Origin of the sequence: Streptococcus sp. 2106, assembly GCF_013277315.1 — a bacterium.
Classification (GTDB): Bacteria; Bacillota; Bacilli; order Lactobacillales; family Streptococcaceae; genus Streptococcus; species Streptococcus pseudopneumoniae.
In genome coordinates this window covers 1-12,768 of sequence record NZ_VMMS01000040.1, presented here as the reverse complement: position 1 = coordinate 12,768, position 12,768 = coordinate 1, and the positions used below count along the sequence as shown (strand labels likewise).

General features: G+C 40.3%; 13 protein-coding genes. 6 read left to right on the top strand and 7 right to left on the bottom strand.

The genetic code is table 11. The features are described from left to right. Window positions 1–442 precede the first annotated feature (442 nt). The 6 genes from HT723_RS05005 (at window position 443) to radC (ending at window position 7,946) form a co-directional block, all read left to right on the top strand. Window positions 443–1,702 (top strand): UDP-N-acetylglucosamine 1-carboxyvinyltransferase, encoded by a 1,260-nt coding sequence (locus HT723_RS05005; RefSeq protein ID WP_172934761.1) that lies wholly within the window; start codon window positions 443–445, stop codon window positions 1,700–1,702. A 15-nt stretch (window positions 1,703–1,717) separates the two neighbouring features. Then, complete coding sequence (locus HT723_RS05000) at window positions 1,718–2,269, top strand: GNAT family N-acetyltransferase (RefSeq protein ID WP_001028719.1); 552 nt, start codon at window positions 1,718–1,720, stop codon at window positions 2,267–2,269. Continuing rightward, complete coding sequence (spxR, locus tag HT723_RS04995) at window positions 2,262–3,539, top strand: CBS-HotDog domain-containing transcription factor SpxR (protein WP_172934760.1); 1,278 nt, start codon at window positions 2,262–2,264, stop codon at window positions 3,537–3,539. Before HT723_RS05000 ends, spxR begins: the two co-directional genes overlap by 8 nt. A 15-nt stretch (window positions 3,540–3,554) precedes the next feature. Further along, window positions 3,555–4,415 carry a methionyl aminopeptidase gene (locus HT723_RS04990; protein WP_000631543.1) on the top strand — a complete coding sequence of 287 codons (861 nt, stop codon included), beginning with the start codon at window positions 3,555–3,557 and terminating at the stop codon, window positions 4,413–4,415. 516 nt (window positions 4,416–4,931) lie between these two features. After that, the gene (gene pcrA, locus HT723_RS04985; RefSeq protein WP_172934759.1) at window positions 4,932–7,223 is read left to right on the top strand and encodes a DNA helicase PcrA; all 2,292 of its coding nucleotides are present in this window, start codon (window positions 4,932–4,934) and stop codon (window positions 7,221–7,223) included. A 42-nt stretch (window positions 7,224–7,265) separates the two neighbouring features. Further along, the gene (radC, locus tag HT723_RS04980) at window positions 7,266–7,946 is read left to right on the top strand and encodes a DNA repair protein RadC (protein ID WP_000286922.1); all 681 of its coding nucleotides are present in this window, start codon (window positions 7,266–7,268) and stop codon (window positions 7,944–7,946) included. Here the strand turns inward: radC and HT723_RS04975 are convergent. From HT723_RS04975 to HT723_RS04945, 7 genes are all read right to left on the bottom strand, one after another. After that, complete coding sequence (locus HT723_RS04975) at window positions 7,943–8,632, bottom strand: gamma-glutamyl-gamma-aminobutyrate hydrolase family protein (protein ID WP_000743330.1); 690 nt, start codon at window positions 8,630–8,632, stop codon at window positions 7,943–7,945. The two genes, radC and HT723_RS04975, sit on opposite strands and share 4 nt — an antisense overlap. Window positions 8,633–8,649: 17 nt before the next feature. Next, window positions 8,650–9,291: a redox-sensing transcriptional repressor Rex gene (locus HT723_RS04970; RefSeq protein WP_000653403.1), complete on the bottom strand. Its 642-nt coding sequence runs from the start codon at window positions 9,289–9,291 to the stop codon at window positions 8,650–8,652. An 82-nt stretch (window positions 9,292–9,373) separates the two neighbouring features. Beyond that, window positions 9,374–9,589, bottom strand: a complete 216-nt coding sequence (locus HT723_RS04965; protein WP_000462488.1) for a DUF4649 family protein — start codon at window positions 9,587–9,589, stop codon at window positions 9,374–9,376. Between the two features lie 7 nt (window positions 9,590–9,596). Next, entirely contained in the window at window positions 9,597–9,944 is a 348-nt protein-coding gene (locus HT723_RS04960) for a DUF1831 domain-containing protein (protein WP_000863509.1), read from the bottom strand. A gap of 4 nt (window positions 9,945–9,948) precedes the next feature. Beyond that, a complete protein-coding gene (locus tag HT723_RS04955; RefSeq protein ID WP_000639662.1) occupies window positions 9,949–11,064 on the bottom strand; it encodes a cysteine desulfurase family protein in 1,116 nt (371 codons plus the stop codon). A 9-nt stretch (window positions 11,065–11,073) separates the two neighbouring features. Then, complete coding sequence (locus tag HT723_RS04950; RefSeq protein WP_138704921.1) at window positions 11,074–12,033, bottom strand: ribose-phosphate diphosphokinase; 960 nt, start codon at window positions 12,031–12,033, stop codon at window positions 11,074–11,076. A gap of 112 nt (window positions 12,034–12,145) precedes the next feature. After that, on the bottom strand, window positions 12,146–12,715 hold the full coding sequence (locus HT723_RS04945) for a CYTH domain-containing protein (RefSeq protein WP_000681273.1): 570 nt from the start codon (window positions 12,713–12,715) through the stop codon (window positions 12,146–12,148). Window positions 12,716–12,768 lie beyond the last annotated feature (53 nt).

The following is a 12,768-nucleotide window of genomic DNA, read 5'->3' as shown; positions in this document are numbered from 1 at the left end:
TTAAAATAGATTGTCTGATAGGATGCTAGCCTGAAAACGTCTTGTTCATGAAATATAGGACGGTATGTATAAAATGCTTCTGTGAACTGGGAGAAGGTGGAGAAGTTCTTGCTAAAATTTAGTTGAACAGCTGTATTCCGATACTTAGATAAGGGAGCTAGTCTTAGCTCCTACTTGGTTTCAGGGGACAAAAAAGGGGCAATAGCGCTTCGAGAAAGATTATACTCTTCGAAAATCTCTTCAAACCACGTCAACATCGCCTTGCCGTAGGTATAGGTAACTGACTTCGTCAGTTCTANNATTTTCATTGAGTATCAGTGACTAACTCATCAACTCTGATTTATCCAATAAAATTGAAAAGGATGGAAAAAAGGTTGCATTTATGATATAATTTATTTTAAAGACCTTATTAGAAATCTTGAAAGAGTATTGAAAACTTAGAATGAGAAAAATTGTTATCAATGGTGGATTACCACTGCAAGGTGAAATTACTATTAGTGGTGCTAAAAATAGTGTTGTGGCCTTAATTCCGGCTATTATCTTGGCTGATGATGTGGTGACTTTGGATTGCGTTCCAGATATTTCGGATGTAGCCAGTCTTGTCGAAATCATGGAATTGATGGGAGCTACTGTTAAGCGTTATGACGATGTCTTGGAGATTGATCCAAGAGGTGTTCAAAATATTCCAATGCCTTATGGTAAAATTAACAGTCTTCGTGCATCTTACTATTTTTATGGGAGCCTCTTAGGCCGTTTTGGTGAAGCGACAGTTGGTCTACCGGGAGGATGTGATCTTGGTCCTCGTCCGATTGACTTACACCTTAAGGCGTTTGAAGCTATGGGTGCCACTGCTAGCTACGAGGGAGATAACATGAAGTTATCTGCTAAAGATACAGGACTTCATGGTGCAAGTATTTACATGGATACGGTTAGTGTGGGAGCAACGATTAATACGATGATTGCTGCGGTTAAAGCAAATGGTCGTACTATTATTGAAAATGCAGCCCGTGAACCTGAAATTATTGATGTAGCTACCCTCTTGAATAATATGGGTGCCCATATCCGTGGGGCAGGAACCAATATCATCATTATTGATGGTGTCAAAAGATTACATGAGACCCGTCATCAGGTGATTCCAGACCGCATTGAAGCTGGAACATATATTTCCTTAGCTGCTGCAGTTGGTAAAGGAATTCGTATCAATAATGTTCTTTACGAACACCTAGAAGGATTTATTGCTAAGTTGGAAGAAATGGGAGTGAGAATGACTGTATCTGAAGACAGCATTTTTGTCGAGGAACAGTCTAATTTGAAAGCAATCAATATTAAGACGGCTCCTTACCCAAGCTTTGCAACTGATTTGCAACAACCGATTACCCCACTTTTACTAAGAGCGAATGGTCGTGGTACAATTGTCGATACGATTTACGAAAAACGTGTAAATCATGTTTTTGAACTAGTAAAGATGGATGCGAACATTTCGACAACAAATGGTCATATTTTGTACACGGGTGGACGTAGTTTACGTGGAGCCAGTGTTAAAGCAACTGACCTGAGAGCAGGTGCAGCTTTAGTTATTGCTGGTTTGATGGCCGAGGGACAAACTGAAATTATCAATGTCGAGTTTATCTTACGTGGTTATTCTGATATTATCGAAAAATTACGTAATCTAGGAGCGGATATTAGACTTGTTGAGTATTAAACCGTAGAGGTGTTTATGAATATTTGGACCAAATTAGCAATGTTTTCTTTTTTTGAAACGGATCGCTTGTATTTGCGTCCTTTCTTTTTTAGTGATAATCAGGACTTCCACGAGGTAGCTTCAAATCCAGAAAATCTTCAATTTATTTTCCCAACGCAGGCAAGTCTGGAAGAAAGTCAGTATGCACTTGCCAATTACTTTATGAAGTCCCCTTTGGGAGTGTGGGCAATTTGTGACCAGAAAAATCAACAAATGATTGGTTCTATTAAATTTGAGAAGTTAGATGAAATCAAAAAAGAAGCTGAGCTTGGCTATTTTTTGAGAAAAGATGCTTGGTCGCAAGGATTTATGACAGAGGTTGTTAGAAAAATTTGTCAGCTTTCTTTTGAAGAATTTGATTTAAAACAATTATCTATTATTACCCATCTCGAAAATGAAGCAAGTCAACGGGTTGCCCTTAAGTCTGGATTTCGATTGATTCGTCAGTTTAAAGGAAGTGATCGTTACACAAGAAAAATGCGGGATTATCTTGAATTTCGGTATGTAAAAGGAGAGTTCAATGAGTAAGCATCAGGAAATTCTAAGCTATTTGGAGGAATTACCAGTAGGTAAAAGAGTCAGTGTTCGTAGTATTTCCAATCATCTAGGAGTTAGTGATGGAACAGCCTATCGGGCTATTAAAGAAGCTGAAAACCGTGGAATTGTGGAGACCCGTCCTAGAAGTGGAACAATTCGTGTTAAATCCCAGAAAGTTGCTATAGAGAGATTAGCGTTTGCTGAAATTGCAGAGGTGACTTCTTCTGAGGTTCTGGCTGGGAAAGAAGGTTTAGAGAGAGAATTTAGTAAGTTCTCTATCGGTGCCATGACTGAACAAAACATCCTATCCTACCTTCATGATGGGGGACTCTTGATTGTCGGAGACCGAACCCGTATCCAATTACTAGCGCTGGAAAATGAAAATGCCGTTTTGGTTACAGGTGGTTTTCATGTTCATGATGATGTGCTTAAACTGGCAAATCAAAAAGGGATTCCTGTTCTAAGAAGCAAGCATGACACTTTCACTGTTGCGACTATGATCAATAAAGCCTTGTCAAATGTCCAAATCAAGACTGATATTTTGACAGTTGAGAAACTTTATCGTCCAAGTCATGAATATGGTTTTCTGAGAGAGACAGACACCGTTAAAGATTATTTGGACTTAGTTCGCAAGAATCGTAGCAGTCGTTTTCCTGTTATCAATCAACATCAGGTTGTTGTTGGCATTGTAACCATGAGAGATGCTGGTGATAAGTCACCAAGTACCACAATTGACAAGGTCATGTCTCGTAGTTTATTTTTAGTTGGATTATCGACAAATATTGCCAATGTGAGTCAACGGATGATTGCTGAAGACTTTGAAATGGTACCGGTTGTTCGGAATAATCAAACCTTGCTTGGAGTTGTGACACGACGAGATGTCATGGAGAAGATGAGTCGTTCCCAAGTTTCTGCTCTACCAACTTTTTCTGAGCAGATTGGTCAAAAACTCGCTTATCACCATGATGAAGTCGTCATTACAGTGGAACCCTTTATGCTTGAGAAAAACGGTGTTTTGGCTAATGGTGTATTAGCGGAGATACTGACTCACATGACCCAAGATTTAGTTGTTAATAGTGGTCGCAATCTCATTATCGAGCAGATGCTGATCTACTTTTTGCAGGCTGTTCAGATAGATGATATATTGCGCATTCAGGCACGGATTATTCATCATACGAGACGGTCAGCTATAATTGATTACGATATTTATCATGGTCACCAGATTGTTTCAAAAGCAAATGTGACTGTTAAAATTAATTAGAAACTAGGAGAAAAGATGATAACATTAAAATCAGCTCGTGAAATCGAAGCTATGGACAAGGCTGGTGATTTTCTAGCAAGTATTCATATAGGCTTACGTGATTTGATTAAGCCAGGCGTAGATATGTGGGAAGTTGAAGAATATGTCCGCCGTCGTTGTAAAGAAGAAAATTTCCTTCCACTTCAGATTGGGGTTGACGGTGCCATGATGGACTATCCTTATGCTACCTGTTGCTCTCTTAACGATGAAGTGGCTCACGCTTTCCCTCGTCATTATATCTTGAAAGATGGTGATTTGCTCAAAGTTGATATGGTTTTGGGAGGTCCCATTGCTAAATCTGACCTAAATGTCTCAAAATTAAACTTCAACAATGTTGAACAAATGAAAAAATACACTCAGAGCTATTCTGGTGGTTTAGCAGACTCATGTTGGGCTTATGCTGTTGGTACACCGTCCGAAGAAGTCAAAAACTTGATGGATGTAACCAAAGAAGCTATGTACAAGGGTATTGAGCAAGCTGTTGTTGGAAATCGTATCGGTGATATCGGTGCGGCTATTCAAGAATACGCTGAAAGTCGTGGTTACGGTGTAGTGCGTGATTTGGTTGGTCATGGTGTTGGCCCAACTATGCACGAAGAACCAATGGTTCCTAACTATGGTATTGCAGGTCGTGGACTCCGTCTTCGTGAAGGAATGGTCTTAACCATTGAACCAATGATCAATACAGGCGATTGGGAAATTGATACAGATATGAAAACTGGTTGGGCGCATAAGACCATTGACGGTGGATTGTCATGTCAGTATGAACACCAATTTGTCATTACGAAAGATGGACCTGTTATCTTGACTAGCCAAGGTGAAGAAGGAACTTATTAATAAAAAGTGAAAAGACTACTGGAAGTTTATTTTGATAAAAAATCCAGTAGATCTTTTCATAATAAAACGCATTGTATCAAGTGTTAGGGGCTGATATCATGCGTTTTTCTGACTTTAAGATTTTTTTCAACTCTGTTTGTAACCACATCATAACAGAGGGTCTAGGATTCAGGGCTCTCCTCCTATATACTATTAGTAAAGCAAAACTAGGGGAGAATATTTTAGTGTCGTAATCTATTGTTCCTGTAGAGGTTTTACGATATCGTTGTTTTGGTTTTAAAAAGAGAAATGGAATTCTGTTTAACGTTCGTATTGCCAATCTTAAATTTACCTTTTTTATATTGATGTATTGAGCTAGTTCATGAAAAAATTAAGTGAAAAAGTCGAGTGTTTTAGAAACCTACAGTGTAGTATTCTAGTTTCAATCCGCTATATTTTGCTACTCCCCGTAAAGTTTCTATTTTCCCTGATTTCTGATATAATAGAAATATTGACTTCAAGAGTAAGGAAGAGAAGATGAACGCATTATTAAATGGAATGAATGACCGTCAGGCTGAGGCGGTGCAAACGACAGAAGGTCCCTTGCTAATCATGGCAGGGGCTGGTTCTGGAAAGACTCGTGTTTTGACCCACCGTATCGCTTATTTGATTGATGAAAAGCTGGTCAATCCTTGGAATATCTTGGCCATTACCTTTACCAACAAGGCTGCGCGTGAGATGAAAGAGCGTGCTTATAGCCTCAATCCAGCGACTCAGGACTGTCTGATTGCGACCTTCCACTCCATGTGTGTGCGTATTCTGCGTCGCGATGCGGACCATATTGGTTACAATCGCAATTTTACTATTGTAGATCCAGGGGAGCAGCGAACTCTCATGAAACGCATTCTCAAGCAGTTGAACTTGGATCCTAAAAAATGGAATGAACGAACTATTTTGGGAACCATTTCCAATGCTAAGAATGATCTGATTGATGATGTAGCTTATGCTGCCCAAGCTGGCGATATGTATACGCAAATCGTGTCCCAGTGTTATACAGCTTATCAGAAAGAACTGCGTCAGTCGGAGTCGGTTGACTTTGATGATTTGATTATGCTGACCCTGCGTCTCTTTGATCAAAATCCTGATGTCTTGACCTACTATCAGCAGAAGTTTCAGTACATCCATGTTGATGAGTACCAAGATACCAACCACGCTCAGTATCAATTGGTCAAACTCTTGGCTTCACGCTTTAAAAATATCTGTGTGGTTGGGGATGCGGATCAGTCCATCTACGGTTGGCGTGGTGCTGATATGCAGAATATTTTGGATTTCGAGAAAGATTATCCCCAAGCCAAGGTTGTTTTGTTAGAAGAAAATTATCGCTCTACGAAGACTATTCTTCAAGCGGCCAACGAGGTCATTAAAAACAACAAAAACCGCCGTCCTAAGAATCTCTGGACCCAAAATGCTGATGGGGAGCAAATCGTTTACTATCGTGCCGATGATGAGCTAGATGAGGCTGTATTTGTAGCCAGAACCATCGATGAACTTAGTCGCAGTCAAAACTTCCTTCACAAGGATTTTGCAGTTCTCTATCGGACTAATGCCCAGTCTCGTACTATTGAGGAAGCCCTGCTCAAGTCAAACATTCCTTATACCATGGTTGGTGGAACCAAGTTCTACAGCCGTAAGGAAATCCGCGATATTATCGCTTATCTTAATCTTATTGCTAATTTGAGTGACAATATCAGTTTTGAGCGTATTATCAACGAACCAAAACGTGGAATTGGGCCAGGTACTGTTGAGAAAATTCGTGACTTTGCAAATATGCAAAACATGTCTATGCTAGATGCTTCAGCCAATATCATGTTGTCTGGTATCAAGGGTAAAGTAGCCCAGTATATCTGGGATTTTGCAAATATGATGTTAGATTTGCGAGAGCAACTGGACCACTTAAGCATTACTGAGTTGGTTGAGGCCGTCCTAGAAAAAACAGGTTACGTCGATATTCTTAACGCCCAAGCGACCTTAGAAAGCAAGGCTCGTGTAGAAAACATCGAGGAGTTCCTCTCTGTGACGAAAAACTTTGATGACACCTCTGATGGGCCAGAAGAAGAAACTGGTCTGGATAAACTGAGTCGTTTTTTAAATGACTTGGCCTTGATTGCGGACACAGATTCAGGTAGTCAGGAGACATCAGAAGTGACCTTGATGACCCTGCATGCTGCCAAAGGTCTCGAGTTTCCAGTTGTCTTTTTGATTGGGATGGAAGAAAATGTCTTTCCACTTAGTCGTGCAGCCGAGAATCCAGATGAATTAGAAGAAGAACGCCGTCTGGCCTATGTAGGAATTACGCGTGCAGAGAAAATTCTCTATCTAACAAATGCCAACTCGCGCCTGCTTTTTGGTCGTACCAACTACAACCGTCCGACTCGTTTTATTAACGAAATCAGTTCAGACTTGCTTGAGTATCAAGGTCTGGCTCGTCCTGCAAATACAAGCTTTAAGGGATCATATAGCAGTGGTAGTATTTCCTTTGGTCAAGGTATGAGTTTGGCTCAGGCTCTTCAAGACCGTAAACGCGGTGCTGCCCCAAAATCAATCCAGTCAAGCGGTCTTCCATTTGGTCAATTTACAGCTGGCGCAAAACCAGCATCTAGCGAGGCAAATTGGTCCATTGGTGATATTGCTCTCCACAAGAAATGGGGAGAGGGAACCGTTCTGGAAGTTTCAGGTAGCGGTGCTAGGCAGGAATTGAAAATCAATTTCCCAGAAGTAGGTTTGAAAAAACTTTTAGCCAGTGTGGCTCCAATTGAGAAAAAAATCTAATTTTCCATCCTTCTCACGAATAATAAAGTGAGGAGGATTTTTATGTACAGTATTTCATTCCAAGAAGATTCACTATTACCAAGAGAAAGGCTGGCCAAGGAAGGAGTTGAAGCGCTTAGTAACCAAGAGTTGCTAGCTATTTTACTCAGGACAGGAACACGTCAAGCTAGCGTTTTTGAAATTGCCCAAAAAGTCTTGAACAATCTTTCAAGCCTAACGGATTTGAAAAAAATGACCCTGCAGGAATTGCAGAGTTTGTCTGGTATTGGGCGTGTTAAGGCCATAGAATTACAAGCTATGATTGAACTGGGGCATCGTATTCACAAACACGAGACTCTTGAAATGGAAAGTATTCTCAGCAGTCAAAAGTTGGCCAAGAAGATGCAGCAGGAATTAGGGGATAAAAAACAAGAGCACCTGGTGGCACTCTATCTCAATACTCAAAATCAAATCATCCATCAGCAGACCATTTTTATCGGTTCTGTAACTCGTAGTATCGCTGAGCCGCGAGAGATTCTTCACTATGCTATCAAGCATATGGCGACTTCACTCATCTTGGTCCACAATCATCCTTCAGGAGCGGTAGCGCCTAGCCAAAATGATGATCATGTCACTAAACTTGTTAAAGAAGCCTGCGAACTGATGGGGATTGTTCTCTTGGACCATTTGATTGTCTCTCATTCTAATTACTTTAGTTATCGTGAAAAGACAGATTTAATCTAAAGTTCATTAACGACATAGTCAAAGAGTTTCTTATCTTTGGGACGATTTTCAAAAAGAAGTTCTGGATGCCATTGGACACCGAGAAAGGCGACATCATCCGTACTCATGACAGCCTCAATGATACCATCTTTAGGATCATGAGCCACAACTTTTAAATTTGGTGCTAAGTCCTTGATGCTCTGGTGGTGGAAGGAGTTGATATGAGAGATTTCTCCATAGATTTCTTGGAGAACGGTATCTGGTTCTGTTACCAAGCGTTGAGTTGTGTACTCAACAGAAGAATCCTGCCAATGGTCTTCGATATCTTGGTACAAAGTTCCACCCATGGCAACGTTAAAGAGTTGGGTACCACGGCAGACAGAGAAAATGGGCTTTTTCTGTTTAATAGCTTCCTTGATGAGGGCCAGTTCGAAGATATCTCTTTGAAGGTGATAATCATCGCTATCAATGGTTTTGGGTTCGCCATAGAATTTTGGATCGACATTTTGCCCACCTGTCAAGATGAGCTTGTCAATCAAACTGATATAGTGGCAGGCCATTTCTTGATCACCAATCGGTAGGATGATGGGAATCCCTCCAGCATCTTTAACGCCTTCAACAAAGCCTTTTGCTGCGTAGCTCATCATGATGTCATCATCTGGATGAGTTTTTTCGTTTCCTGTAATCCCAATAACTGGTTTTTTCATAAAATGATTTTCGCTTTCTAATCCTCTTTTCGCATGAAGTAGAGGAGGGTTTGGAGTTCACTTGTCAAATCGACATACTGAACGACCACGTCTTTTGGTAAATGCAGATGGACTGGTGAAAAACTGAGAATTCCTTTCACACCAGCATCAACCAAGAGATTAGCAACCTCTTGTGACTTGACGCTGGGAACAGTTAGGATAGCAGTCTTCACATCAGCATCCTTGATTTTATCCTTGATCTGAGAAATCCCGTAAATGGGAATCCCGTCAGGAGTTTGGGTACCGACTTCAGGATGGTCGTCTAGGTCAAAGGCCATGATAATCTTCATCTTGTTACGTTCGTGGAAGCGGTAGTGGAGAAGGGCATGGCCCATATTTCCAATACCAACCAGCATGACATTGGTAATAGAGTTGTCATTGAGCAAATCGGCAAAAAATGTCATTAGTTTTTTGACATCATAGCCAAAACCACGACGACCAAGTTCACCAAAATAGGAAAAATCACGACGTACGGTCGCTGAATCAATCCCAATGGCCTCTGCAATTTGCTTAGAGTTGGCACGTTCAATCTTTTCTGCATGAAATCTCTTAAAAATTCGATAGTAGAGAGAGAGTCTTTTTGCTGTAGCTTTTGGAATAGCAAATTGTTTATCTTTCACAAAATCACAACCTTTCTATTCTTCTATTTTATAGAAACATTGTGAAAAAATCAACAAAAATAAGAAAAAACTAAGAAAAATCTTAGTTTTGATGTAAAAAATCTGCATGAGATAGAAAACGGTAGAGGTCTCCGACCAGACCCTGATAAACTTTTTGGCCCCTAAAAGTCAGAGAAGTCACATAAAGTGTATCTGGTAAGGTTACACATCCTGACAAAGTCAACATGAGAGCCTCATGATCCTCATACTTGAGAGTACGCTCTACATGATAGCAGTCCTTATAGGTCAGTTCAAACATTTTGGCTCTATCTTTCCGATTTTGTAAAGACACCACGTTCTACCAAGCTATCCATGAGGAAGTAGAATTTTTCCTGATGAATATGGTGGTCTTCTGATTTGAAAATATCAACTAGACGAAGGCCAAACTTGTCAGTGATATTGATTTTAGCCCCTGTAAGTTCCTTGTTAATGATGATTTTGAGTTGGAAGCCTTCACCGCTGTTTGGCACTTTTTCCAAAAGGCGAGTCAATTCATAGTTACCAACCTTAGTTTCAAAAAAGGTGTTATCTTTGAGGGTGAATTTTTTAACAGAAGGGCTAAGAGTGTAGTCGTAACGACAATTTTTTAACTGAATGATTTTTTCAAATGCCATATGGCTAACCTCCGATAATTTCTTTTAAGGTTTTTGCGAGGGTTTGTAGGTCTTCAACGGTATTTTGTGGCGACAAACTGATGCGAAGGGATTCCTTCAAGCGTTCTGAATTTGCGCCATACATGGCTTCAAGAACATGGCTGGATTGGACAACGCCTGCAGTACAGGCTGAGCCAGTAGAGATTGAAATTCCAGCTAAATCTAGCCGAAGGAGTAAGAGGTCATTTTTCTGACCAGGAAATCCAATATTGAGAACATAAGGGAGATGATGTTTTCCTCTATTCAAGTAATACTGAATGCCCTCCAGCTCTGCCAGAAAGGCAGTTTCTAGATTTTGTACATGTTGAAAATGTTCTTCTTGTTTTTCTAGGTCTTCTTTTAGGGCTGCAACCATGCCTACGATGGCAGGCAGATTTTCAGTTCCTGCACGTTTTTTCTGTTCCTGATCTCCGCCATGTAGATAGGAATCAAAGTCCATGCTAGATGCGTAGAGAAAACCGATTCCCTTAGGACCATGGAATTTGTGGGCAGAAGCAGTGAGAAAATCAATGCCCAATTCTTCTGAATGAATTGGGATTTTACCAATAGCCTGAACTGCATCAACATGATAGGCAGCAGGGTGTTGCTTGAGTATTTGGCCAATTTCAGCGATGGGCAGTAGGTTTCCTGTCTCATTATTGGCAAACATGGTAGAAACCAAAATCGTATCGTCACGTAAAGCCTTTTGAATTTGCTGGGCTGTGATTTCTTGATTTTCTGGCTGGATAATGGTTGCTTCAAACCCAAAGTGTTGAACCAAGTAATCAATTGTTTCAAGGACAGCATGGTGCTCGATGGCAGTTGTGATGATATGTTTTCCTTGTTCTTGGTGACGAAGACAGTAGCCAATGATGGTAGTATTATTGCCTTCAGTCCCACCAGAAGTGAAAAAGATATGTTGAGGTTTTGTCCTTAGTAACTGGGCTAGTTCCTGACGGGCTTCTCGCAAGAGTTTGCCAGCTTGACGACCATGACCATGAATACTAGAAGGATTTCCGTGGGTTTCTTGCATAACCTTGGTCATAGCTGAAATAGCAACTGCTGACATAGGAGTCGTTGCAGCATTGTCCAAATAAATCAAAGAATCACCTTATTTCTTTTTATTGTAGGCAAAGAGTGGGCTGACTGGTTTTCTTTCGTGAATACGGACGATAGCATCACCAATTAACTCACTAGCAGTGATGTAGCATACATTTTTAGGAGTTTTTTCTTTTGTTGCTACTGAATCAGTCACAAGAATTTCTTTAATATTAGTATTGTCAAGAAGCTCAGCAGCTCCCTCGACGAAGAGACCGTGGCTAGAAACAGCATAAATTTCTGTAGCTCCTTCACGTTCAACGATTTTAGAAGCTTCAGAGAAGGTACGTCCTGTATTTAAAATATCATCAATCAAGATAGCTTTCTTACCTTCAACATCACCAATAATATAACCTTCGTTACGAGTTGCATCGTCTTGAGGGTAGTCGATAATGGCGATAGGAGCATCAAGATATTCAGCCAGGCTACGCGCACGTTTGACACCTGAATTTTTAGGGCTAACGACAACAACATCTGAACCAAGCAATCCTTTATCGCAGTAATGTTTTGCGAATAGGGGAACAGTGAAAAGATTATCCACTGGAATATCAAAGAAACCTTGAACCTGAACGGCATGCAAATCAAGAGTCAGGATACGATCAACTCCAGCCTTAACCAGCATATTGGCAACTAGTTTTGCTGTAAGTGGCTCACGAGGACAAGCAATGCGGTCTTGACGTGCATAGCCAAAATATGGAAGGACAACGTTGATACTGTGGGCACTTGCACGCACACAAGCATCGACCATGATTAACAATTCCATTAGGTGGTTGTTGACGGGGAAACTTGTTGATTGGATGATGTAAACATCATAACCACGGACACTTTCTTCAATATTCACTTGGATTTCTCCGTCTGAAAATTGACGTGACGATAGTTTTCCAAGTGGGACACCAACAGCTTCAGCAATTTTCTGTGCAATCTCTTGGTTAGAGTTGAGTGCGAAAAGTTTCATGTTTTTTCTATCTGACATTATAGACCGTCCTCTGTAAACTTTTTAAATCCTAGTGATATTTATCTTACATATATGAACTAGAACCTGTGTATTTTTATCTTTTCTATTTTACCAAAAAATGGAGATTATTTCAGCTATTTTTCATGCTTTTGACAAATCGAACCAATTTTGAAGGAGCTTTTTGATAGGAAATCTGATTTTCCTCTAAAAATTGCTGGAAATCCTGTTTGCCTTGCTCATGATTTTCCACTTCAAGCTCTAATTCATAATCTGTCATATCAAAGTACTGACTTTCATCCAGTGCCATGAGGCCAATAGCTGTTTGCATTTCATAGCGAAGCGTTGTTAGACAACCAAGAACCTGCCATTCACTAGTTTGGATACCATGTTTCGCCAATTCATCCAATACTATCCCTTGAGGAAATTCTTTCTTGCTCAGATAGTTTTCAGCATCTTTTAGTTGCAATTTTTGGTTGTATTCCATGTTTCCAACACTCTGCGGGACTTTGAGTGTCAATTCTGCCCAGTCTTCAAAAGTTCGAATGCGCATAGCAACTTTCTTTTCTCGCAGCTCAAAATCAGGTGTGTCGATGTAGTAATTTTTTTGAAGAACAGGAGTGACACCTGTGAACTGGTCTTTTAGACGATCATACTCATCTTTTTTCAATAGTGTTTTCAATTCAATTTCTAAATGTTTCATTTTTCTTACCTTTTCTTTATCGTTGAAAGCGGATTTATGGTATAAACTGCTCA

What these genes read in the sequence shown, in the direction of transcription:
- HT723_RS04975 (WP_000743330.1), bottom strand. Translation starts at nt 8,632, where the DNA reads ATGAAAAAACCAGTTATTGGGATTACAGGAAACGAAAAAACTCATCCA.
- HT723_RS04950 (WP_138704921.1), bottom strand. Translation starts at nt 12,033, where the DNA reads ATGTCAGATAGAAAAAACATGAAACTTTTCGCACTCAACTCTAACCAA.
- HT723_RS04965 (WP_000462488.1), bottom strand. Translation starts at nt 9,589, where the DNA reads ATGTTTGAACTGACCTATAAGGACTGCTATCATGTAGAGCGTACTCTC.
- HT723_RS04990 (WP_000631543.1), top strand. Translation starts at nt 3,555, where the DNA reads ATGATAACATTAAAATCAGCTCGTGAAATCGAAGCTATGGACAAGGCT.
- radC (WP_000286922.1), top strand. Translation starts at nt 7,266, where the DNA reads ATGTACAGTATTTCATTCCAAGAAGATTCACTATTACCAAGAGAAAGG.
- HT723_RS04945 (WP_000681273.1), bottom strand. Translation starts at nt 12,715, where the DNA reads ATGAAACATTTAGAAATTGAATTGAAAACACTATTGAAAAAAGATGAG.
- HT723_RS04960 (WP_000863509.1), bottom strand. Translation starts at nt 9,944, where the DNA reads ATGGCATTTGAAAAAATCATTCAGTTAAAAAATTGTCGTTACGACTAC.
- spxR (WP_172934760.1), top strand. Translation starts at nt 2,262, where the DNA reads ATGAGTAAGCATCAGGAAATTCTAAGCTATTTGGAGGAATTACCAGTA.
- pcrA (WP_172934759.1), top strand. Translation starts at nt 4,932, where the DNA reads ATGAACGCATTATTAAATGGAATGAATGACCGTCAGGCTGAGGCGGTG.
- HT723_RS05005 (WP_172934761.1), top strand. Translation starts at nt 443, where the DNA reads ATGAGAAAAATTGTTATCAATGGTGGATTACCACTGCAAGGTGAAATT.
- HT723_RS05000 (WP_001028719.1), top strand. Translation starts at nt 1,718, where the DNA reads ATGAATATTTGGACCAAATTAGCAATGTTTTCTTTTTTTGAAACGGAT.